The sequence below is a fragment of the Microcoleus sp. B4-C1 genome (assembly GCF_036705285.1).
Lineage (GTDB): Bacteria > Cyanobacteriota > Cyanobacteriia > Cyanobacteriales > Microcoleaceae > Microcoleus.
Genome location: NZ_JAUBUC010000066.1, coordinates 1 through 23,327, shown reverse-complemented (window position 1 = coordinate 23,327; position 23,327 = coordinate 1). Strand labels below are relative to the sequence as shown.

At 45.4% G+C, this 23,327-nt stretch carries 15 protein-coding genes; 8 read left to right on the top strand and 7 right to left on the bottom strand.

Going from position 1 to position 23,327, the window contains the following annotated elements; all coding sequences use genetic code 11:
• Positions 1 to 348 precede the first annotated feature (348 nt).
• Positions 349 to 1,887 (bottom strand): SagB/ThcOx family dehydrogenase, encoded by a 1,539-nt coding sequence (locus QUB26_RS22965; protein WP_333319868.1) that lies wholly within the window; start codon positions 1,885 to 1,887, stop codon positions 349 to 351.
• 227 nt (positions 1,888 to 2,114) lie between these two features.
• On the opposite strand from QUB26_RS22965, the gene QUB26_RS22960 reads away from it, so the two are divergent.
• From QUB26_RS22960 to QUB26_RS22945, 4 genes are all read left to right on the top strand, one after another.
• Positions 2,115 to 2,636, top strand: coding sequence for a pentapeptide repeat-containing protein (locus tag QUB26_RS22960; RefSeq protein ID WP_333245089.1), 522 nt, complete (start codon positions 2,115 to 2,117; stop codon positions 2,634 to 2,636).
• A 313-nt stretch (positions 2,637 to 2,949) separates the two neighbouring features.
• Positions 2,950 to 3,282 (top strand): hypothetical protein, encoded by a 333-nt coding sequence (locus QUB26_RS22955; protein WP_333245086.1) that lies wholly within the window; start codon positions 2,950 to 2,952, stop codon positions 3,280 to 3,282.
• A gap of 33 nt (positions 3,283 to 3,315) precedes the next feature.
• The gene (locus QUB26_RS22950; protein ID WP_333319867.1) at positions 3,316 to 5,391 is read left to right on the top strand and encodes a dynamin family protein; all 2,076 of its coding nucleotides are present in this window, start codon (positions 3,316 to 3,318) and stop codon (positions 5,389 to 5,391) included.
• A 14-nt stretch (positions 5,392 to 5,405) separates the two neighbouring features.
• The gene (locus QUB26_RS22945; protein WP_333319865.1) at positions 5,406 to 7,088 is read left to right on the top strand and encodes a dynamin family protein; all 1,683 of its coding nucleotides are present in this window, start codon (positions 5,406 to 5,408) and stop codon (positions 7,086 to 7,088) included.
• Here the strand turns inward: QUB26_RS22945 and QUB26_RS22940 are convergent.
• Both QUB26_RS22940 and gloA2 read right to left on the bottom strand, forming a co-directional pair.
• A complete protein-coding gene (locus QUB26_RS22940) occupies positions 7,055 to 8,347 on the bottom strand; it encodes an endonuclease/exonuclease/phosphatase family protein (RefSeq protein ID WP_333319863.1) in 1,293 nt (430 codons plus the stop codon). The genes QUB26_RS22945 and QUB26_RS22940 overlap by 34 nt on opposite strands.
• 131 nt (positions 8,348 to 8,478) lie before the next feature.
• Positions 8,479 to 8,865, bottom strand: coding sequence for an SMU1112c/YaeR family gloxylase I-like metalloprotein (gene gloA2 / locus QUB26_RS22935; protein WP_333302843.1), 387 nt, complete (start codon positions 8,863 to 8,865; stop codon positions 8,479 to 8,481).
• Between the two features lie 74 nt (positions 8,866 to 8,939).
• Here gloA2 and QUB26_RS22930 point away from each other — a divergent pair, with 74 nt between their 5' ends.
• Positions 8,940 to 9,122: a hypothetical protein gene (locus QUB26_RS22930; RefSeq protein ID WP_333291581.1), complete on the top strand. Its 183-nt coding sequence runs from the start codon at positions 8,940 to 8,942 to the stop codon at positions 9,120 to 9,122.
• Between the two features lie 40 nt (positions 9,123 to 9,162).
• Positions 9,163 to 10,212, top strand: a complete 1,050-nt coding sequence (gene ilvC / locus QUB26_RS22925) for a ketol-acid reductoisomerase (RefSeq protein ID WP_333057309.1) — start codon at positions 9,163 to 9,165, stop codon at positions 10,210 to 10,212.
• Between the two features lie 1,115 nt (positions 10,213 to 11,327).
• Here the strand turns inward: ilvC and QUB26_RS22920 are convergent.
• The 4 genes from QUB26_RS22920 to QUB26_RS22905 all read right to left on the bottom strand — a co-directional run bounded on the left by QUB26_RS22920 (position 11,328) and on the right by QUB26_RS22905 (position 20,685).
• The gene (locus QUB26_RS22920; protein ID WP_333245067.1) at positions 11,328 to 12,986 is read right to left on the bottom strand and encodes an alpha/beta hydrolase; all 1,659 of its coding nucleotides are present in this window, start codon (positions 12,984 to 12,986) and stop codon (positions 11,328 to 11,330) included.
• Positions 12,987 to 13,488: 502 nt separating this feature from the next.
• Positions 13,489 to 15,495 (bottom strand): cation:proton antiporter domain-containing protein, encoded by a 2,007-nt coding sequence (locus QUB26_RS22915; RefSeq protein WP_333319861.1) that lies wholly within the window; start codon positions 15,493 to 15,495, stop codon positions 13,489 to 13,491.
• Between the two features lie 569 nt (positions 15,496 to 16,064).
• On the bottom strand, positions 16,065 to 18,824 hold the full coding sequence (locus QUB26_RS22910; RefSeq protein WP_333319859.1) for an NHL repeat-containing protein: 2,760 nt from the start codon (positions 18,822 to 18,824) through the stop codon (positions 16,065 to 16,067).
• Between the two features lie 463 nt (positions 18,825 to 19,287).
• A complete protein-coding gene (locus QUB26_RS22905) occupies positions 19,288 to 20,685 on the bottom strand; it encodes an amidase (protein ID WP_333319856.1) in 1,398 nt (465 codons plus the stop codon).
• Between the two features lie 306 nt (positions 20,686 to 20,991).
• Here QUB26_RS22905 and QUB26_RS22900 point away from each other — a divergent pair, with 306 nt between their 5' ends.
• Both QUB26_RS22900 and QUB26_RS22895 read left to right on the top strand, forming a co-directional pair.
• On the top strand, positions 20,992 to 22,266 hold the full coding sequence (locus QUB26_RS22900) for a type IV pilus twitching motility protein PilT (RefSeq protein WP_333253981.1): 1,275 nt from the start codon (positions 20,992 to 20,994) through the stop codon (positions 22,264 to 22,266).
• Positions 22,267 to 22,334: 68 nt separating this feature from the next.
• On the top strand, positions 22,335 to 23,135 hold the full coding sequence (locus QUB26_RS22895; RefSeq protein ID WP_333245049.1) for a circadian clock KaiB family protein: 801 nt from the start codon (positions 22,335 to 22,337) through the stop codon (positions 23,133 to 23,135).
• The last annotated feature ends 192 nt before the right edge of the window (positions 23,136 to 23,327 follow it).

Genomic DNA, 23,327 nt, shown 5'->3' with positions numbered 1-23,327 from the left:
TGGAACAGGCATCTTGCCTGTTCTGTTGTATTTTTTGGGCGGGCGGGACGCCCAACCCCTACTCCCCACAAGAATTTAACTCTTTGTGGAACACCGAATTTAACTCTGTGTGGAACAGGCATCTTGCCTGTTCTGTTGTATTTTTTGGGCGGGCGGGACGCCCAACCCCTACTCCCCACAAGAATTTCACTTTTTATGGAACACCGAATTTAACTCTGTGTGGAACAGGCATCTTGCCTGTTCTTGAGAATGGTGTAAGATGTTAATTTCATCAAACTTGACTATAAAATTTAGATGCGTCTGGGCGTAGTGAAGCAATACTACTGACAAATAACAACTAAGTTATTCTTACGATCGAGGTCTGCCCAAACTTGTAATATAAAGTACAGCTTCACCCGCAGGAATACCGAGAACGTCATTGACGCGATCGTCAAAAAAGCCGCCGATACCGCTGACACCCAAACGCAGTTGCATAGCTGCTAAATTCAACCGCTGGCCCAAATGACCCGCGTCCATGTGCAAATAGCGGTAAACTCGATCGCCATATTTTGCTACAGCCCTGTTCAAATCCGCCGTGTGAAATAACAGCGCCCCCGCATCTCTGCCCAAGTCTTGCCCCAAACACAAAAAATGCAATTCCCTGCGGAAATTTTTAAACCGAATTTGCCGCAATTCTTGAGCTTTCGGAGCGTAATAGTAACAGCCTTCTTCTAAGCCATGCACTCCCGAAACAGCAATAAAAGTCTCGATCAAACTTAGATCGAAATAGTCGGGATTACCGTCTAATCCTTGGTCGATATAGTGCTGCGGCTGGTAAGTAAAATCGAGCATAGCTAGCAGTTCGCCCAAGCTCAAAGAAGCACCTGTATAAGCACGGGTCGAACGCCTTTTGAGCATAGTGTTTTCTAAAGTTTCCAGGTTCACTCCCCAAGGAATCGAAGGAGTGACAGTCGAAACTTTAGTACAAAATGGAAAGTTGTATTTATCCTCTAATTCCCCTTCACTTTCATCAAGTTTCCAGCCATCAGCTCCGGTAGGGTCTGATTCTAAATGCGTGGCTTTGTGGAGGTATTTTAACAGTTGACCTTCGGAAATTTTCGGGTAATCAGTGGTGGTGTTTCCGGGCAAAGCTGTTTTAAATTTAGGCAAGTTTTGGTCAATATCTAGCAAGTCGGCTAAAGCAACTACACAAATTGCTCCTTCTTGATCCGAGTCGATGTACAGTAATTCATTGACAGCTTCGTCGGCGAATCCTCCAATCAGGTGAGGTCGGTAATCGTTGACGGCGCAAGCTAACTCGATATTGCTCAATAAATGACCGGTGTCTAGAAAAATTCGCCGATAAGCTCGGTCTTCGTAACGCCAAGAAGAACGAAAAAAAACAGTGGTAATGGCGATCGCCAATTGGGTATTTTCTAGCGCTGGCGACTGGAAACAAGCTGCTTGCAATGTCGGCCAAACTTGACTGTCCCAAAAATGAACAAGTGAATGAGTTCTGCACTGATAATTGTAGAGTCCGGCCGGCAACTGGGCAGTGCCACGGGAGATTAAATAAACCTCTGCTGGGTAGAGTCCACCCGCCGACGGTGCAGATCGCAAATACAGGTAGCTGTCGTCTACCGTCTGCACTTTCGCCGTCAACCCGTAGCTGCACAGCAACAAGCTAGATAACCGATGCCACCAAGCGGCATCGGGATCGGCATCGGCATCCTCCGAGGGGTCTTTTAGATAAGGCTTGAGGTCAAAATACGCTCCAATTTTATATTCTTTGAAAGGCACAGGTTGCTCTGTCCAATCTAGCTGTTTGCTTTTAGCAGCAATGGTTTCAGGGTCATATTTTGTCCGTTCGTGGTAGTGCTGAGCAATGGAGAGAGGAAGTTCTGGCATATTTCAGTAGAGGATTGGCTTTGGTTTCTCGATCGATCTTGACATTACTAACCGCTTACTGGTCGAGCAAGGCAGAAATTTACAAATATAAAAAAAATCTTAGAAAAAATGCGACTGTTGTTACACAAGCTTAACATAAGAATAGGCATAAGTATAAATACGCAGAATAATAACCATTAATTACTGTTATGGATTGGCTGCAGTAGCTGTCGTCATGAGGAGTGAAAATGCAAAAGCTAAGCGCTGAGGAATTGCTTGCTCAGTATGCTGAGGGCCAGCGAAACTTTAACGCCGTTGACTTAAGTGAAAATAACTTGTTTCAAGCAGATTTGACAGAAATAAATCTTTCTGGTAGCGTTCTGAGGCGAGCTTATTTGCCCTACGGAAATTTGACGCAAGCTAATCTTTATAAAACTGATTTGCAAGAGGCTGAATTGGGCGACATTCAACTTTATCAAGCTAACTTGTCGGAAGCAACTTTATCAAGAGCCAACTTATCAAGAGCAAATTTGCGTCACGCCAATTTGCAAGGTGCTAATTTGCAGAAAGCCAATTTGCAAGGTGCGGATTTGTACAATGCAGATTTGACGAATGCCGATTTGAGATATGCGGATTTGAGCCGAGCTAATTTGGAGAAAGCAAAGTTAAGCCAAGCTCAATTAGCGGGCTGCAACTTATTTCGATCGCGCTTGGGTGATTTGTCGGAAGCCGAGTGCGATCGCACTACTATCGGGCCCGAAGGCTATTGATGATTTGCAGCGGCTAATCTAGGGCGTAGGGCGATCGGCTTAATTAGTCGTGAAGCGTAAGCTGTTCTACATTTAAATTGTCTGTTAAAAAACAATTCCCCGTCTTGTGGGGTGGGGTGGGCGTCCCGCCCGCCCTGAATATACAATTTAAATGCGCGACAGCGTAGCTATCCCGTAGGGAATCGCCCTTTTTAAAATTTCTTAACATTTCTCGACACGCCGGAAAAGGTGAGTTACAGTCGTAGAGAACTTATCGCTCCGCAACATTGACAATAAATAACACATTTTTTCAGCGAAAAACAGGCTAAAATTTATGAATTCTCCAGACAACAAATCCAGAGAACTCCGGCGCAAAGAACAAGAACTGCGGAAGCGCGAACAAGAAATTCGGCTCCGCGAACTAGAAGCCGAAATTGACCGTTCAGTGCCCGAACATCTAACAAGCAAGTACCAAGAACCCGACAGCCAAGTTAACGGCAAACTCAAACAGTGGCGCAGAAAAATTATAGCAGCCGCTCAATTTACAGGCATTGTCATTGCTGTTATCGTTGCAGTTCGCATAGCATCTTGGTTGGCAGCCGCGCTGATAGTGGGAGGCATTGCTTTCATCGCTTACAAAATGTTTATTGAAGAAGACAAAAGTTGAGAATTTCAAGCAGGAAACTATCAGGAAATACCCATGAACCTTAAAGTAGAAACTAGCAACTTTCTCAACGATTTAGAGCGAGTAGCAGCCGTCCGCCGAGAAATTGCCGATCGCCTCAGCAACATCGCAACAGCCATCAACCAATCAGAATTAGCTGGAGGAGAAGCATCGGGAAAACTGGGTTTAGAAACAGACAACGCCGACATTGATGTCGCCAGTAAAAACTTGCGCCAAGGAGTCTTTCGGCTGCTAGTGCTAGGCGACATGAAACGCGGCAAAAGCACTTTTCTCAATGCGTTAATCGGCGAAAACTTACTACCCAGCGACGTAAACCCCTGTACAGCTTTGCTGACGATTTTGCGATATGGTTCAGAAAAAAAAGTAACAGTTTATTTCAATGACGGCAAAAGCCCAAAACAGCTAGATTTTAAAAGTTTTAAACAGAACTACACAATTGACCCCGCTGAGGCAAAACGCTTAGAAGAAGAAAAGAAACCAGCATTTCCTGATATCGATTGTGCCGTAGTAGAATATCCCTTACCTTTGCTAGAAAAAGGCATAGAAATAGTAGACAGTCCCGGACTAAACGATACAGAATCCCGCAACGAATTATCTCTCGGTTACATCAACAACTGCCACGCTATTTTGTTTGTGCTCAGGGCAACTCAGCCTTGTACAATGGGTGAAAGACGCTATCTAGAAAATTACATCAAAGGTCGCGGATTGAGCATTTTCTTCCTGATAAATGCTTGGGATCAGGTGCGGGAAAGTTTGATTGACCCGGACGATCCTGAAGAATTAGCAGAAGCAGAAGGGAAACTGCGGCGGGTTTTTCAAGCTAATTTGGCTGAATATTGTTTAACAGAAGGCCACGACATTTACGACGAGCGAGTGTTTGCAATTACCTCAATTAAGGCGCTCAGGTTGCGGATGAAAAACCCGGATGCGGATTTGACAGGAACTGGTTTTCCAGAGTTTATGGCGGCACTAAATACATTTTTGACCCAGGAAAGAGCGATTTCGGAATTGCGTCCGGCGAGGACTTTGGCGCGTCAAATTTCTGCTCGTGTCCGCGAAACTGTTGGGCGCAGATTACCATTACTCGATCGCGATGTCAATGAGTTGAAGGAAAAGATTAATTCAGTTGAGCCGGAGTTTAAAAAGCTGACTCAGATTCGCGATGAATTTCAACAAGAAATTAGCGGAGTTAGAGATAGTAAATCGCGGGCGATCGCAGATTCTTTCCGCGCCTACGTTCTCAACTTAGAAAATACCTTTGAAACAGATTTCTTACGGTATCAACCTGAACTGAGATTTCTGGATTTCTTCAGCCAAGGCAAGCGAGAAGCTTTTGAAGCATCGCTCAAACGAGCATTCGAGCAGTACATCAATGACAAACTAGCAGCTTGGACTCTAACTGCCGAACAAGAGATGAATTCAGCATTTTCGCAACTCTCGAAAAGTGCCGCAAATTACGGAGCATCTTACACGAAAGTGACTGAAAAAATCACTGAAAAACTAACGGGACAAAAAATACCAGCAGCAGTCAGCAACTCGAACGAAGATAACTCGCCCAGTTGGGCAAAATGGGCGATGGGATTGTTCTCGTTAACGACCGGAAATCTGGCAGGCGTAGCAATGGCAGGAGCAGGTTTTGATTGGAAAAATATCCTGCTCAACTTAATTACTGTGTTAAGCGTTAGTACGATTCTTGCTAGTTTGACGGGGATTGTTTTGGGGCCGCTGTACTTGGCGTTGTTGGGGATGGGTGTTGGGGTTTTGCAAGCAGACGGAGCTCATAAACAGTTGGTGAAAGCGGCGAAAAAAGAGCTAGTTAAATATCTGCCGCAGGTGGCTCAAGAGCAGTGGCAGCCGATTCATGATGCTGTAAAAGAGTGTTTTGATGTTTACGGGCGAGAAGTGGGCGATCGCATGAATGGTGATATCAATTCTCGGAAATCAGAGTTAGATAATTTGCTGGAACAAAAGGAATCTCGCGAGATTAATTGTCAGGCTGAATCGCAACGGTTGAAAAAATTGGAGGCTGATGTTTCTGCCGAGTCGCAGAGTATCGAATCGCTATATCAAGCTTTCCTAGCATCCGCTTGAAATAAAACAACAATATGCAACAACCCGAAATTTATCAATACCTCACCGACAATCTCAAATCAGCACTCGGTATTCTCGAACTGGACAAAAACTCCCAACTGTATCGAGATACCACCTCAATCTGCGATTATCTCGCCAAACCAACTTTTCAAATTGCTGTCTTTGGCCCGTTTAATTACGGCAAGTCAACTTTGCTCAATGCAATGCTGGGAAATCGTGCTTTGCCGATCGACCTTGTGCCCACTACAGGTGCTGCCATTTATGTCAACTACGGCGAGGAATTGCGCGCAAAAATTACCCTGAAAGACGGCACGGAAGTTAGCGAATCTGGGACTGATGTTTTAAAACGGTACGCCATCCTTGACGACGCGAGACAAATGCGGGATGATGTGGCGGCCGTGAATGTTTACTGTCCCCATCCATTCTTGCAAACGGGTGTGGAATTGCTGGATTTACCGGGAACCAACGATCGCGAAGAACAGGATAATTTGGTTCGGGATAAATTGCTAACGGCTGATTTGGTTGTGCAGGTTTTAGATGCTCGCAAATTGATGACTTTAGGGGAACGGGAGAACTTGAGAGATTGGTTGAGCGATCGCAACATCAACACAGTCGTCTTTGTCGCCAATTTTCTCAATCTACTCGAACCAGACGACCAAAAACAAGTTTACAATCGCTTGTTGTTTGTTGCGGAAAGTTTTCGCTCCAATTTGCCGAACAATATCAGCAATATCTACCGCGTCGATGCTTTGCCGGCTTTGAGGGCGAGGCTGAAAGGAGATGTGGCGGCCGCCCAAACTACAGGAATTGCCAGCTTTGAATCGGCTTTGCAAAGTATTGTGGCAGCTCAACAGGAACAACTAGCAGTTAAGTTGCCCAGAATAGAAGCTATAGCTACTAAAATTTGCCAATCTCTCCGAGCCAAAGCTGAAACTGTCACCGCAGAAATAGCCGCAGATCAAAAAAAGCACAAAGACAAAATTGAAATTAAACAAAAAGCCGAAAAACTGATATCAAAAGGCTTTCAAGCCAGCGTTTCCGACTTCGAGATTTGGCTTTACCAGCCCACACTTTTGCAGCGGTATCAATCGGAAATGGCGCTGTCGCTTCAGGAAGGAAGTTTTGATGCGTGGAAGCTAAAATTTCAGCGAGAGGCGTTACATCAGCAGCAAACCATCGCAGAATGGGTAAATAAAGCTTGCGAATTCTTTGATAAAGAACAGCCGATCGCCCTTTTGATTTCCTTTCCTCCATCCCCGCAAGTCAGCTTACCGGAACCCCCACCACCTCCAGCTCAAAAGTCGATCGACAGCGAAGTGGCTCCAGTGGCGATCGCCACAGGCTTAGGTTGGTTATTGGGCGGGCCTGTGGGAGCCGCAGTAGTCGGCGGTGCTAGCTATATTTTGAATAAAAGAACTGGGTATGAAAAGCCGCCTGAATCGCCAGAAGCTTATCTAAATCAAGTAACGGAAATTTGCAGCGAGGCTGCTAAAAACTATCTCGCTCGCTTTAGTACCGATACTTTTTCCATGCTGCAACACTACAAGGAAATCGCCGGAAAAGTTATCTGTTTTCAAGACAGCAAAGAACCGCTACAGACAAATATTCAGCAATACCAGATCCAGTTAATCAATAATTTGTTAGAAAATATAGAATCTTGCCTTCAAATGACCAAATCTGTAATTAACGGCAAATGATCCGAACCGACATTGCGGCCAGTACGAATCTTCAAAACACCAATTTCTTTGCTGACTAGAAAGTGATCTATCGGAATATAAGCCAGCGGCATAAAAGTCGGCCAAGTCGGTAAAATGCCAAAACCCGATCGCGCATTTCGCAAATTTCCGGTTTTTACCATATTTTTGTAGAATGGCGACCACATTGTGGTATTTAAATCTCCAACCACAATCAGCGGATTTTTTACTTGGGCTGCATACTCGCCGATGCCTGCTAGCTGTTGGTTGCGATCGATAAAACTCTCCTGTTTGACTGGCACAGTCGGATGAGCAAGAATCAGAGAAATGATTTTACCTTGAAATTTAACATCCGCCGACAAGCTCTTTCTTCGATTTGAAAAGGCTTTAACAAAAGAATTTTCTAAAGGCAGCTTGCTGTATATTGCACTGCCAAATCTCTCAGATTCTTGCTGGGTAGAAGAGTAAGGAAAAATCTCGCTTAAAACCGATAACTGTTTTGCCCAAGATGAGTTGACTTCTACAAAAACCGCGATATCCGGTTGTTCTGCTTTAACCAGCGATATCACCTCAGAATATTGCCGATTACCCCTTAAAACATTTGAATGCAAAATCCGCAAGTTGTGTCCGGGAGTTGCTCCTGCAAAGGCGGGGGCTGGAAAGTACCAAGGAACAATTTCCGCCAAATTAATGATAATGCAAAATGCGCTCACCAGCCACCATATTTTTTTTGAGCGCACGAGAGCGAAGAATATAAAAGTAGAGAAACCTACCAGCAGATATTGTAGTTTAAAATGAGAACTCAATTCAAAAAAAATGTTTAATTCTCCCAAATAACCGACTATTGACAATACAGCATTTACAGTTGCGGCGATAATAAACCCTTTTAAAATTACGTGCTTCAAGCTAAGGATTTTGTAGTTTCTGCTGTGCATCACCGCCCATTTGAGCTTGATTTTGAGGTCGTTGGTAATCGGCAATTTATCAATTTCTGTTACCAGTTGTTCTGGCTGTTCCAACAGTCGCCGCTTTTGATAAAATCTCACCAGCAAGCTATCTACCACAAAATAACTAAAATAATTGGCAACAAATCCTACAAATACCAACACACATAAACCGACCAGGATACCAAAGGAACCGCCGACTTTAACCAAACCCGACCAAACGGCTGCGTTACCTGTTTTACCTGTAGCTAATATGGCTATAAATAGCATTAAAGCAGGCAATCCTACCGTGATTGTGTTTCTAATGATAGAGTCCATTATACAATTTTAGATTTTAGATTTTAGATTTTAGATTTTAGATTTTAGATTGGGGATGAATGATGCAGTTTGTATAGTCAGCACTACGGGCTGGTTGACTTAATAACGGCTTGACAAAATATATAAACTCCTTAATCTTCATAAATTTCTAACGGTAAGTTGTCGGGATCTCGGAAAAATGTAAACCGTTTTTCTGTAATCTGGTCAAGGCGAATTTCTTCTACTTCTACTTGTTGAGATTTTAAGTAAGCAACTGATGCTTCTATGTCCTCAACTGCAAAAGCTAAATGTCTCAAACCGCAAGCTTCAGGATTGTTAACTCTTTCAGGAGGATGCGGAAATGAGAACAGCTCAATGGTGTCCCCGTTTCCGACTCGCAAATCTAGTTTGTAAGAATTCCTCTGGGTTCGGAAAGTTTCTTTGATAATTGAACATCCCAATACTTCTACATAAAAATTTTTCGATGCTTCGTAATCCGAGCAAATAATCGCCACATGATGTATTGCTTTTATTTTCATCTTAAAAAAGTTAGTTAGTTGCGTTTTTCTGAGATGTTGCACCATTCTCAATAAGCTTTTTAGGAACAGGCAAGATGCCTGTTCCACAACAAAATTCACTCTTTGTGGAACAGGCATCTTGCCTGTTCTTGAGAATGGTGCAAGATGTGAGGTTTTTTCAAATGCACAGCACGCTATTGACAATTATATTTGACTCGGCGACAAACCCTGCTAAATTCAGCGCGATCTCGCTAAAATTTCCCCCGCTCAAATCTTAATTAAAAAAATTATGTAAAAAAAGTACCCTACTTTGATAAAATGAGAGTTTTGCAGTCAATCACCCAATTTGCATCTCAGGAGACAAGGATTATGGCCCGTATGTATTACGACACCGACGCGAACCTAGACCTCTTAGCCAACAAAACGATTGCTATCATCGGCTACGGTTCCCAAGGACACGCCCACGCGCTTAACCTCAAAGACAGTGGCATGAATGTCGTTGTCGGTTTGTATCCCGGTAGCAAATCTGCCGCCAAAGCAACCGACGCGGGTTTAACAGTTCACCCGGTAGACAAAGCAGCCGCCGCTGCTGACTTCATCATGATTTTATTGCCCGATGAAGTTCAAAAAACTATTTACAAAGAACAAATCGAACCGAACCTTTCTGAAGGAAATGTTTTAGCATTTGCTCACGGTTTTAACATTCACTTCGGCCAAGTTGTTCCCCCTGCCAATGTAGACGTAGTAATGGTTGCCCCCAAAGGCCCCGGACACTTGGTGCGACGGACTTACGAACAAGGGGAAGGTGTTCCGAGTTTGTTTGCAGTATATCAAGATGCTTCCGGTCAAGCGCGCGATCGGGCAATGGCCTATGCTAAAGGTATCGGCGGCACCAGAGCCGGCATCCTGGAAACCACTTTCCGCGAAGAAACAGAAACGGATCTTTTTGGCGAACAAGTAGTTTTGTGCGGCGGTTTGAGCGCCTTAATTAAAGCTGGATTTGAAACTTTAGTTGACGCCGGATATCAACCGGAATTAGCTTATTTTGAATGTTTGCACGAAGTTAAACTTATCGTTGACTTAGTAGTAGAAGGAGGCCTCGCCAAAATGCGCGACAGCATCTCCAATACCGCAGAATACGGCGATTTAACTCGCGGCCCCCGCATCGTCACGGATCAAACCCGCGCCGAAATGCGTAAGATTCTCAGCGAAATTCAATCCGGCCAATTTGCCCGCGAATTCGTTCTGGAAAACCAAGCCGGCAAGCCAGGTTTTACCTCCATGCGCCGTCAGGAAGCAGAACATCCTATTGAAGAAGTTGGTAAAGATTTGCGAGCTATGTTTAGCTGGTTGAAAAAGCACGCTTAATCAATTTTAGATTTTAGATTTTAGATTTTAGATGGGAGTACAAATCTAAAACAGTCTGGACGCATAACCTCTATCTGTAGGGTGTGCAATGCACACCTTACCGCTGGGAGGAAAATCTAATACCAATTTAATGTGAAGTTGCACATATCTCGATCCCCCTAAATCCCCCTGATTGTTGGGCGACTTTGATCGAAATCTTTTCCCCCCCTTATTAAGGGGGGCTAGGGGGGATCGGATTCTACAGGGCTTCATAAAAAATTGGTATAAAATCTCAAGTTTAATCGATTTGAGATTGGAGGAAAAATCTAAAATCCCAAATCTAAAATCGTACTGTTGGGTTTCGCTTCGCTTAACCCAACCTACAAGGAAATGGCTAGGTATTGTTAAAGAAACAGGGTTTCTCGTTGGTAGCTCAAAACTATCGACTCGGGCTAGGACTTTTTTGCAGTTTCTCAATATCCTGTTCCCTTTTCTCGTTGAAATCTCTCGGCCTCAACCAATCTGGCCACAACCCGACGAAGAACTTTCGACTGGCCACGCTACTATCTCTTACAGGTTTGGGGAGAAAAGTTAAAGTGTCACCGTAAAGGGTAAACAGGGCTGCCAACAGAATCAATAGTGGGATAAGATTTTTTTTAGGCATCGCAGTTGGGGAGTAGAGTTTGTGAAAGCGCTTGGTTATATTTTGCCCTTGCACGGACAAAAAATATCAGAAACAGCTTAAGAAGAAAATCCACCCTGGGGGCTAAGCTACCGCGCATACAAAAGGAAAGGCTGCTAGTCGTAATCTCGTTTCCGCTGACATCGGAATCATAATTTTCCCAGTGCAGTGGGAGTTTCCCGTGTGGCTCCGCGCTCTCAGGAGCGATCGTCCCGCTCGCACTCAAGTATAATTTCGATGTCACCTTATTTGATATTACTACCAGTCTTAATCATTAGTTATTAGCTCATGACTAATGACTAATGATATTATGTCCCATCGATTGACGGCGATTAAAGGTCGGGGCGGGTTTACAGATTTTCCCGTTTCTATTCAATATCTTGGCGAACCCGCCCCTACAGGAATCATGGTTAATTGACCGGACATGATATGACTAATGACTAATGACTAATAACTACTTATTCCTTTGAATAAAAGTTTGCACGACGGTATTAATTTCCGGGGAAATTTCTGTTACTAGCCGCACCGGGATTGCCGATGTGGAGGCAAATTGCGCGTATTCTGGTGTTAGAAAGACTGCATATTTCTCAGCTTCAGCAGTCAGTTGAGCGGCGGTAGCCAAACTTACAGCTTTAATATAATTGCGTATGCTAACAGCTTGGTCGCCGACAAGTTCATCGCCGGTAATTACTGTGCTCGGCCTGCGAACTTGGTTTAAAGTTGTACTCGGATCTTTGACGCTTAAGTGCGTTCCTCCTACAAAACCAACTAGCCATTTAGGAGAGGGAATTTTTGGAAAGCCGGCAATTTGTTCTGCTAAGGCAGGAGTGGTTTTGTCGGCAGAAGATGCTACTATTAATGTGGGAATCTTAATTTTACTTAAGCCCGTTTCTCCAAATAATAATGATGCGATCGGATTCATGGCGATCGCCCTTTTAATCCTCCCATCCCGCAATTGATACCGTTCTTCGGGCAATCCGGCCGCCGCGCACTGAATGCCTTCGCCTAAGCTGAACCCAATCAAATCCCCCTGACACCTTTGTTTGAGTCCGCTCAATTGCAGTTCGGCGCCGGCCACGGACAAGGCTGTAGCGCCGCCAAAGGAATAGCCAATTATTATCGATCGGTCGATCGCAATTTTCCCCTGCAAGTTATCATCAGTTTGGTTCAATTTTGTCAGTTCGTCGAGTACAAAACTGATGTCTTTGGGACGGTCTAAAAACTCTTGAGGAGCTAGCAACGGACACATCCCCGCCATCGCAGCATTGGTATTCGTCTCGTTGCTGCCGGGATGTTCTAAAGCTGCTACTACATAGCCGTGAGACGCCAAATGCTCGGCTAAGTAGCGCAAATCCGTGCGGACGGAACCCAACCCGTGAGAAAAGACGATCGTCGGTTTGTCGGCTGTCGCAGCTTCCGACCAATACACATCAACTGGAATAAGTCGATTGCGGGTGCTATCGTTCAAATCTAGCGCCCGTACCTGCACGACATTAGGGCCGGGCTGGGTTGGATCGAAAGGCAGCTTAAACGCGGGTTTAACCGCTGCTAACTGCGGTGCGATCGCCGCCATAAAGCGCTGAGTTTGCCAAAAACTTACGTTCATATTTCCCAAAACAGCGAAAGCTCGATCGAGATCCACCACGACCCGCGAACTCGGATAAGATTCAATGAAACTCAATATAGATAAGCCTTCCGGCGCTTTTGCTCCCTGCACCAGAGCGGCTCGCAGCGCTTCCACACCCCCACCGTCGCGCCTGGGTATGACAGTAGTCAAATCCGTCAGGATGCCAGTGCCAATGCCCGTATTTAGCAAGTTGCTCAGGCCGACTACATTGAGGGGAATTTTCGCTTGCAGCGCCCGAAAAATTTTACTCCGCTGTTCGTCAGACAAGAGATTGGCATAAGCTTGCAGTTTGGCGGGGACTTTTCCTGTTTCTGCGAGTTCGCGCAAATCCGCAACCGATATTGACGATTCTAAAATACCTTTGCGGACAACAACCGTTTCTGCAGCTTTTACAGAGGATGTCGCGTCGCTCAAAGGGCCGATCGAAATCGAACCCAAAACACTCGCCACCGAAGAAAACCATCTGAAATTTGGTCTGATGCTCATTTTTACCTTATTGAACTAGAGGGGGTAGATCACCATATTCTCAAAATTTTCCCAGATACCGAGATATTGTTCTAGATGCCGAGAAATTGCCTGCATCGGGGTGCGATCGGCAAAGCCTCTACGCATATTTACTGGCCGATCGCACATTCCGTACCTAAGTGCACTTCTTGTGCGAGTGCTAATGATGATGAGTTGAAGGATTTTTTAATCTGCAGCCCAAAAAATATCAACTTCGCGAGTGAAAAGAGCGATCGAGTGTATTCCCAAACCGCGCCAAGGTGCGGAAATTTTGCTAGCAATTCCGTTGGATTAGGATTAAATATAAGACTTACACAATTGTCACAAATAAAGCTGAAATTTTAGGTATGTAGTTGCCCTTGTGCGCTCTTTCCTAAGCTAAGAAAGAGCGCACAAGGGCAACTACAGCAATCCTAAATGAATTGTGTAATTGTTGTAGGGGCAAACCCCCCGTGGTTGCCCCTACAATAATTACCCCAATGATTTAGGGTTGGTATACAGGAAAATAAACAACAAGCATCGAAATATTTTGGTGAGTCCGGGCGATCGCTTCTGGTTCTTTGAGAGTTCCCGGTTTTTCCCACAAATTCTGGTGAGAAATTGTGGTTAAAATTAGCAAATCGTGTTCTAACAAATTCTGCGAAACTAGCTTGATAAAATTTCCTCGCACCCGATTTACTGGTATCTCAGAGAGAATTTCCACCTCCGCCGCACTTTTGTTGCTTTGTTCCCGTTTTGTCGCCACCAACAACACTTGCAAAGTCGCCTTGAGTTCATCGGCTAAACTCTTAGCAATATCCACTGTTTCCTGAAATCCAAACCGAGTCAACTCGCTGTCAGTTACCGCCAAAAGAACTCTGGCTGTATTCTGGAGAGGATCGGGAAATCGAGCAATCAGTACGGGTACGGGCGATCGCCTGATCACAGTATCAATGATGCTGCCAAAAAAATTGTCGCGAGTCGTGGAAAATCCCTTCCAACCGCAAACTATTAAACTAGCCTCGCGTTCGGTTGCACTCCGTAGGATTCCGCGATCGATCGCATCATCTATCCTCGCGATCGGTTCAACCGCACAAGCAGCCGCATGGGCGACAGTTTCGGCAGCAGTCAAAAGTTGAGTTTGCTGCATTTTCTCTGCGGGCGAAATTGCTTCTCCGCGATCGGACAAAATATGCAGTGGCAACAAAGTTCCCTGAGATGTTTTTGCTAAAATCAAAGCCAAACGCAACAAATTATCTTCCGTATTCGGATTAGCAACAGGCACTAAAACTCGCTCTCCCCATGAATGCTTTCCCGCAGTAGGAACCGGCAAACTCGACCCAGGCGGCTGCATTTCTTGACCCCACCGAGATACAATCCAAGGAGAAGCGACACAAGTTACTAAAATCATGGCAATGATGCCGTTCACCGTTACGCGATCGACCAATTTAATCTCAAAAGCAACCGTAATCGCCGCCAAAGTAGAAGCAGCTTGAGCAACAGAAAGGCCGAACATTACCATAATGTTCGGAAACTCAAAGCCAAATAATTTCCCCGGTAGCCAAGCTGCCAAAAACTTGCTCGCCACCTCTGCTAAAATCATCACCGCCGCCACCAACAAAGACTGCGGCTGCTTTACCAAAATTAGCGGGTCAATTAACATCCCCACAGAAATCAGAAAAAACGGCACAAACAGCGTATTGCCAATAAACTCAATCCGATTCATCAGGGGACTCATTTTGGGAATAATTTGAGTAATGGCAATTCCCGATAAAAATGCACCAATAATTGCCTCAATTTCAATTAGTTCTGCTGCGTAAGAAACTAGAAATAGGGTTGCTAATACAAATATAAATTCGGCATTTTCGTCATGTCCAAATTTCTTAAAAAACCAGCGACCGATTTTGGGAACGCCCCACAAAGTAGCAAAAGTGTAGATAGCAAGAGATGGAATGAGAAACAGCCAAAATTCGAGAGTGAGATTTCCTTTGTAAGCTTTGACAACAATTGCCAGCACCAACAGTCCCAACACATTCGTAATTAAAGTCCCCCCCAAAGTCGTAGTAATAGTCTGAGTTCGCATCAATCCCAATTTGGTGAGAATTGGCAGCGCTAAAAGCGTGTGCGTAGCAAAACAAGAAGCGACTAAAATTGCAGCCAGCCAGCTATATCCCAACAGCAGCATAGCCCCTGTCCCCAATATCATCGGTAGCGCAAAAGTAGCTAGCCCAAATATGACTGCTTTGTCCGCATTCAGTTTGAGATCGTCAAGGCTAGTTTCCAGTCCCGCTAGGAACATCAAAAACAGCAATCCTACAGTACCTAGCAAAACAATAGTAGCGTCTCGTTGCAGCAAATTGAGACCGTTGGGCCCGACAATTACGCCAGCAATAATTAAACCCACTATTCCCGGTAGTCGCAAGCGCTCAAATACCAGCGGCGCGAGTAGCATGATTGCTAAAAGAACCAGGAAAACGGGAACGGGGGCGGTAATTGGCCCGGAAGTTAACATAAATTTTTTACCCTACATATTGGCAGCGAACTGCTACCAGTTTTAAAAGGAAATAATCAAAATGTCTATCAATCTAAAGAGGTATTATCAATATTTTACAGCGTAATTGGTAATAAGTAGGACTGGGCGGGAGCAACTGGGTTTATTGGTAAAATATGGGTTGGATGACTAGAAATTGGGCGCAGCACGAACTCCGATAAAAAAAACTATATTTTTCAGTCCTGGAAGCACAAGAACCAGGTTAAGAGTCAAAATAACAGGTTGTGAGCGATCGACTTTAACGCCGAAACCTGGTTTTTTATCCTATTTGCGTCCACCACTATTTAGGTATCAAATGCAGCGGGACACAGACATACATCCCAAGATGAACTTTGGCAAACTCGGTCTAATTCAGAAACCCGGTTTCTTAAAAAAACCGGGTTTTTCACCACACCACAACAGACAATTTAAATGGGTTTGTCTTGGACACGAAAAAACCTGGTTTCTACGCAACGTACTTAACCTTACCCTTACGGTAGCTAAGTATGTATTTCTTGTCAAGATTTTTCCATCTAATTTTCAATGATAGGCTAAGCGATCGACACAATACTAGCTCGATCGTAAGGCAATCTGTTTGTCGGCAAAACCTCCAGATTAATTTGCAACCCATCCAAAGCCGGATTTTCGGCTAGCAGCTTTTGCGTCAAACTCTTATTAAGAATTTCCCAGAAATCCGTTTCATTGGGATAATTAGTCAAGAAACTGTCGATGCTTTGGTAAATCGGCACAAAGTCTGGATACTCATCCTGCGTAATTCCTGGTTTGTACTGATATTTGACATCCATATTGAGGTTATTCAAACCCTGGTGATCGATCGAGTAATTAGGAATCTTGAAATCCCATGCTTCGCCTAATTTACCATCTTGAGTGCGAGTAACGGTACTGCTGCGATCGTAAGGCAATCGGTTCGTCGGTAAAACATCCAAATCAACCGTCACAGACGCAATTGCCGGATTGTCAGCAAGCACTTTTTCGGTCAGATTCTTGTTGACAATTTCCCAAAAATCTGTTTCGTTCGGGTAGTCAACTAAAAGATTGTCAATGCTCTTGTAAATCGGCACAAAATCAGGATACTCAGAATTTTGAATCCCGTCTTTGTACTTATAATTTACATCAATATTCAGGTTGTTTAACCCTTGATGATTAATGGGGTAATTTGCCAATGTAAAATTCCATTTCTCCGTCAGTTGAGCATCGGACGGAAAGAAAGCAATTCCTATTGGACGCTGTAGCTTGCTGTCGGGAGGGACAAAAATAGAACTGTTACTCGACCCAGGATTTCCCGATATTGGCAGCGGTTCGTCAGTCTTGCCATTATACCGCAAAACAGCGCCGGCACCGTTAGCATTGGCGCGGTTGTCAAAGCCAACTGCAAACAAATTGCCGATCGGCGAAAAAGCCAAACTACCTACATAATTGCTACTGGGCGAAGTATCAGTATAATTGGTAGATAAAACCTTGACCAATTCCCCACTTTTTAAATTGTAGCGCCTGATATCGTTAGCAAAATCGCTGACATAAAGGTCGCCGTCACCGGGCCCGATTGCCATTCCCAAAAGACTTGCAAATCCCTGACTCCGAGGCGAAGGATCGGGCGAAGCAAAGATACTTGACTGCCGGGTTTGCGGGTTGTAACGCAGCACCTGACTGGGGAAACCTGCGCTAAAATCTGGTTGACCGTTGGTCGCCACACTCCCCTGCGTTGTCACGTACAAATTGCCGTCAGGAGCAAACAGTAAACCGTTCGGGCCATTCAATCCTCCCGCTTGCTGATTTCCCGAAGCAAATACATCAATAAACTGTCCTGTTTGGCCGTTATATCGCAGAATTTGGTCACTCAAAAAACTGCTGACATAAAAATTACCGTCAGGGCCAAAAGCTAAACCATAAGGGCGAAACAATCCGCCAGTTTCATCGACCGCCGTGTTCGGATTATCGGCGACAAACTTGTCAATAAATGCGCCAGTAATTCCGTCATACCGCAATACCGCAGATGCTGTCGGTTCTCCCGAATTTCCGGGCTTGTCGCCGCTAGTAACGTAAATGTCCGACTTATCATCGCCATTGCCATCGGGCCCAAAAACGATCGTATCTGGATTGAACAAACCGCCGCTTCCCGGTGGAATAAATTCGCCTAGAAAATTGCCGGTATTGCCGTCAAACCGAAGTACATTATTTCCCCGGCTATTGCCAACTAGGAAAGTTCCTTGAGGATTGCTGGGTTGAGTGCGAGTAACTTTGCTGGTGCGGTTGTAGGGCAAGGTTTGGCTTGGCAGAACGTTGAAATCTATTTTAATTGCCGCCAAGGCAGGATTTTCGTTGAGGATATTTTGAGTCAAGTTTTTATTGACAACTTCCCAAAAATCTGTTTCGTTCGGATATGTGGTTAAAAAGTTATCAATGCTATTGTAGATTGGCACAAAATCGGGATATTCATTGGGAGCGATTTCCGGTTTGTACTGGTAATCTATATCGAGATTGAGCTTGTTCAATCCTTGGTGATTGATTGCGTAGTCTTTGACTGAAAAATTCCAATCTTCTGTGATTTTGCCCGATTGACTGCGGAAAACTGTACTGGCGCGATCGTAGGGCAATACCTCCGTTGGCAAAACTTCCAGTTGAATCGTAACATCTGTCAGTACCGGATTTTCAGTAAGCACCTTTTCCGTCAAATTTTTGTTGAGAATTTCCCAAAAATCTGTTTCGTTCGGGTAGTTAACTAGGAAATTATCAATGCTTTGGTAAATGGGCACAAAATCTGGATATTCGTTTGGGGTAATTCCCGCTTTTAACCCGTAACCAACTTTAAGGTTGAGGGTGTTTAAACCTTGGTGATCGATGGTGTAATTTTTAAAATTGAAAGCCCAGTTTTCATCAGGAAATAGGGAAGAAGTTTGGGATAGGGAGAGTTCACCAACAGGTAAAGCCATCCCTGTCAGTTCGTCTATCTCACCTTGAGTGGAGGTAGCGGTCGGGGATTTTAGACTACTATCAAATTTAAGATTGTCGCCTCCTGACGATGGGAGACCGAAGTCGGTGGATGCCCCAAAAAGGTCGTTAGCGAAGCCCTCGTAGAGGATCGCACTACCAGTCGCAGCCGCCGGCAAATCTGGTTTTTGAGTCAAATCGTAGCTGGTATCAAATAAAATATTGGTATCGCCGACGGCGCTTGGGCTGAGCGGATTTAAGCGATCGAACTTACTGCCAAATAAGTCTAGTATTTCCGCTGAAACACCCACAACATTCCCCGGAATCGGATTTTCTGGAAACCGTCCTGCTGTGTTAAACATAAGCTATTTTTTTAGATACACCCGCCATCGGGAATAATTTTGAAAAAATTATAGCGTTTTTCCAAAAAATGTCAAGTACCTTAAGAATTATTTTATATTTCTTTACCGAAATTAAAGCTGAAATTTGTCCTTTTTCTCAATCCTCTCGTTTCCCGTTGCATCAATATTGTTCAAATGTCAAACAGTCAATCGATTTTAGATTTTAGATTTTAGATTTTAGATTTTAGATTTTAGATTAAATAATTGAAGCATTGACCCCACGGATCAATTCGGGGGCTCCTTTATCGGATAGAGGTTTTTTATTTCTGGACGGATGAATCCGGGGGCTTGTATCCTGGATGCGAGGGGGTCAACAGTCAATAGAAACTTATGCGAAAAACCAGATTTCTAGTTCCCCGCACACAAATTCTGATTTGGCATACCCCTAAAAAAAGGAAAACGTGCTTTTATCCCTTGCTATTCCCTATTTAAAATCTAAAACGGGGAAAGGTTTCGCCGCTTCCATTTGCGCCGCTAAAGTAATTAAAGTTGCTTCCGCCGCGGGCCGCCCAATAATTTGAATTCCCACGGGCAAACCGTTGTTATCTAAAATAGCAGGCAGTGCGATCGCAGGCAAACCGCTAGCATTAAACGGCGGACAAGGAGCTACCCAATTAATAATGCGCTGCAAAGTTTCTTCAAAACTCAAATCCGCCCACTCCCCAACCCGGATTGGCGAGTGCATATAAGTGGGCAAAACTAACACATCAAATTTTTCAAAGAATCCCACAATCCGCCGTGAAATCACCTGCATTTGATTCACCGCCCGCAAATATTCCCCAGCCGAAATAGTTCTTTCTAACAGCCAGCGATTCATGGGTTCCAAAGCAGGGCCGGGAATGCCACTTGCCGCGGCCCCAGACTGCCAAATTGCGATAAACGGTTCGATTAAACCCGTAAAATCCGGGCATCCAGGTTCGACATCATGACCCAAATCAGTCAGTAACTTGACGGTTTCGAGCACCGCTTGCTGACAGATAGCCGAAGCCTCGCCCACAGGGGAAATACTGGTAGAAAAAGCAATTCGTAGCTTGCCTAACTCTTGAGTGGAAGCCTCTAAAAACGTCGGATTTGAATCGGGTAGCCAGTACGGATCGCCTGTTGTGTAGCCTGACATCACATCCAAAAGTGCGGCGGCGTCAGCTACAGTGCGCGCCAGGGGGCCGTTGGCAGAAATGCCGCTGAGGTAATCTCCGACAGGTGCCCAGGAAACTCGCCCCCGCGATGGTTTAATGCCCACTAAACCGCAGCAGGAAGCTGGGCCTCGAATCGAACCGCCGCCGTCTGAACCTTGGGCGATCGCACACAAACCCGCTGCTACAGCCGCCGCTGAGCCTCCACTGGAACCTCCGGGCGTATAGTCTAAATTCCAGGGATTGCGCGCCGGTGGGAAACCTTCTGGCTCGGTGTAGGGCAATGAGCCAATTTGAGAGGTTGCTGTTTTTCCCAGAATGTTAAATCCTGCTGCTTTGATCCGCCATACTACTGACTCGTCGTAGGCAGAGATGTTACCCAGCAAAGCCTGAGTGCCGTAAGTACACGGAACGCCGGTAACTGGTGTCAAGTCTTTAATGGCGATCGGCACTCCGAAAAAAGGTGGCAATTCCTGTGGCTTGTTTAACCCAGCTAGTTGTTCGGTTTGAGATTTAGCTAGGGCGATCGCCCGCTCAGCCGTTACAGTAAAATAACTGCCCAGCTCAGGGTTTAATCGATCGATCCGTTCCAAGTACAAATTGACAATTTCTAAAGGCGACACTTCCAGGGTGCGGATCGACTCCGCCAACTCCAAAGCTGGAGTAAAAGCCCGATCGACAGAATTCATCCGTTTAAGTCCTTAATATTTGGCTAAAGTATCAATTTATACTGCTTGGCTGCGGAAAACTCTTTTCCTTAACAAAAATTCTCCCAAAAAGTAGAAAATCCATATTTGCTCGTAGGGCCAGAGCGATCGCATCCTCCAATTGGCAGAATATTTCCTTAGTAGTGCAGCATTATGACCCCCTCTTAGGATAGACTGAGTACAACAGTTAGGCTTTTGTGCAAGACCCGCACAATGGCGATCGGCATTGTTGAACTCCCACAAATCATCTGTTCGAGTCAGCCTTCTCACCAACTTAAGGTAGCGCATATGACACAACAGCATCCGCCCGCTCCTCGCCCGCCCGTACCCGGAGCCCCCCCACCACCCGGAATGCCCCGCCCTCCTGCTCCCGGAATGCCCCCCAGAGCAGCAGGAATGCCACCAGCACCGCCACCGGCACCAGCACCAGCAGCGCCACCGGCACCAGCACCAGCCTCGCAATCCTTCGCCACACCTAAAAGCCAGAGTTCTAGCAGCGGCGGATCTCCGACTTTGAAAGAGCTAGTCATGCGAGCCAAAGAAGAAGGAGTATCCGACCTTCACCTCGGAGTAAACGAAGTTCCCCGCTTCCGCACGCGGGGCGAGATTGCCGACATCGGCTATCCACCGACGGATTTAGATACGTTTTTTGGCTGGTTGCGGGAGTGCATGAGCGATGAAGAAATTGAAATTTTCCAAAAAACCCTAGACTTTGACGGCGCTTTCGACTTCGGGTTCGTCCGCATTCGGATCAGTTGCATGGACTCCTTGGCCGGCCCGGCAATGGTGCTGCGGCTAATTCCTGCCAAAATCTTGACAATGGAGGAATTGAAACTGCCGGAGGTATTTAGGAAAATATGTGGCTACCACAAAGGGCTGATTTTGGTGACAGGGCCGACAGGTTCGGGTAAGTCTACCACCTTGGCCGCGATGATCGACTACATCAATAAGAATAAAGCCTACAACATCATCACGATCGAAGACCCGGTAGAATTCGTACACGAAAGCAAAAAATCCTTGATTAAGCACCGGGAAGTCGGCAGGCACACCCTCAAGTTTATGAGCGCTCTCAAAGGCGCTCTGCGACAAGACCCCGATATGCTGCTAGTAGGAGAAATTCGGGACAGAGAGACGGTGGAAATCGCCCTCAAAGCCTCTCAAACCGGTCACTTAGTTGCAGGAACCCTGCACACCAACAGTGCGGTTAAAACCCTGAACCGGATTCTTGATATGTTCGGGGCGGAAGAACAGGAGGCCATACGGGTTTCCATTTCCGAATCCCTAGTGGCGATTATTGCTCAACTGCTGTGCAAAACCACAGACGGAAAGCGGGCTGCTTTCCACGACGTTATGATCAATACCGACGTGGTTAAGGAATACATTCTGAAGGGCCAGAATGAGGAAATTAATCAAATCATGATCAAAGATACTTATGAAGGCATGACGACGATGAATAAGTCGCTCTACGGTCTTTATCAAGAAGGTCGGATTACTGAAGAACTTTGTGTAGAGAACTCGCCGTTCCCGAACGAAATGGCTCAGATGCTCCGAGGTCGAGTCTAAAGGTCGAGTGTTAACAGTTAGCAGTTAAAAGTTAACTGTTAACTGTTAACTTTTATTGGTGTACTGAATTGAAAGTCGATCGCCCTATTTTGCCAGAAATTTTCAAAGGCATTGCGCTGTTTACACCAGGGGGAGACTTAATCTATTGCATAGACCCCCGCAAGCAAACTCGGTGGCATTTGCAGTTGTGCGTAGCTCTACAGGAGATCCTCGGTTTGTCGGAACCGCCGCATTTTCTGATACCTTGCTACACGGCAACCGTTGACTCCTGGCTCGATCCAGGCGATCGGCAGGTGCGGGTTGCTGCCGAGGCCTACCCCCCTGTGCTGCGACATCAAACGCTGCTGAACGCCATTTTTGGGACTGGCGACTTAGTGTGGCATCCCCGGAGCGAAGAAATGTGCGAACCGATGGCGATTGCTACTTATCACGAACAATTCCCCGAACTTTGGGAAAATCACGACTTAGTTGTACAGTATGCCAGCCCCGAAGCTCGATCGGACTGGAGCAATTCCATAGTAACTCCCTTGGGCTTTCCGCAAGCGCAGCAGACTCGGCTTCCCAAACCAACAGCACTCACCCCACCGCCACAAACTCAAGGGTACGTTTTGCGTCTGTTTGTTTCCGGCAGCAACCCCAGCACCGAACGCACCCTCGAAACTTTACACCAGTTCTTAGAGCAATGCCTCGATCGTCCCTACACTTTAAAAGTAATTGATGTTTTGAAACATCCAGACCAAGCTGAGGCAGATCAGATTTCAGCAACTCCTACTTTGATTAAAATCTGGCCGAAACCGGTGCGCCGAATTGTCGGCGAATTGAACGATGATGAAAAAATAGTGCGGCTGCTGAGCTATTCGGAATTTTAGATTGGGGCGAAGATTTTTGCGATTATTTAATACGGGCGATCGCGGTTTTAGTAGCGATGGAATTCACAACATTTAGTCATTCATTCCTGGACGCAAAAAGTGGTTTTGCTTTCTACTTAGGAGCGCGAATTAAATAACTTACAATTTTAATTGTTATTGTGGGATGGGCGTCCCGCCCGTCCTTTTTGGACG

Excerpts from the sequence above, each read along its gene's own strand:
- QUB26_RS22965 (WP_333319868.1), bottom strand. The coding sequence starts at position 1,887 with ATGCCAGAACTTCCTCTCTCCATTGCTCAGCACTACCACGAACGGACA.
- QUB26_RS22960 (WP_333245089.1), top strand. The coding sequence starts at position 2,115 with ATGCAAAAGCTAAGCGCTGAGGAATTGCTTGCTCAGTATGCTGAGGGC.
- QUB26_RS22955 (WP_333245086.1), top strand. The coding sequence starts at position 2,950 with ATGAATTCTCCAGACAACAAATCCAGAGAACTCCGGCGCAAAGAACAA.
- QUB26_RS22950 (WP_333319867.1), top strand. The coding sequence starts at position 3,316 with ATGAACCTTAAAGTAGAAACTAGCAACTTTCTCAACGATTTAGAGCGA.
- QUB26_RS22945 (WP_333319865.1), top strand. The coding sequence starts at position 5,406 with ATGCAACAACCCGAAATTTATCAATACCTCACCGACAATCTCAAATCA.
- QUB26_RS22940 (WP_333319863.1), bottom strand. The coding sequence starts at position 8,347 with ATGGACTCTATCATTAGAAACACAATCACGGTAGGATTGCCTGCTTTA.
- gloA2 (WP_333302843.1), bottom strand. The coding sequence starts at position 8,865 with ATGAAAATAAAAGCAATACATCATGTGGCGATTATTTGCTCGGATTAC.
- QUB26_RS22930 (WP_333291581.1), top strand. The coding sequence starts at position 8,940 with ATGCCTGTTCCACAACAAAATTCACTCTTTGTGGAACAGGCATCTTGC.
- ilvC (WP_333057309.1), top strand. The coding sequence starts at position 9,163 with ATGAGAGTTTTGCAGTCAATCACCCAATTTGCATCTCAGGAGACAAGG.
- QUB26_RS22920 (WP_333245067.1), bottom strand. The coding sequence starts at position 12,986 with ATGAGCATCAGACCAAATTTCAGATGGTTTTCTTCGGTGGCGAGTGTT.
- QUB26_RS22915 (WP_333319861.1), bottom strand. The coding sequence starts at position 15,495 with ATGTTAACTTCCGGGCCAATTACCGCCCCCGTTCCCGTTTTCCTGGTT.
- QUB26_RS22910 (WP_333319859.1), bottom strand. The coding sequence starts at position 18,824 with ATGTTTAACACAGCAGGACGGTTTCCAGAAAATCCGATTCCGGGGAAT.
- QUB26_RS22905 (WP_333319856.1), bottom strand. The coding sequence starts at position 20,685 with ATGAATTCTGTCGATCGGGCTTTTACTCCAGCTTTGGAGTTGGCGGAG.
- QUB26_RS22900 (WP_333253981.1), top strand. The coding sequence starts at position 20,992 with ATGACACAACAGCATCCGCCCGCTCCTCGCCCGCCCGTACCCGGAGCC.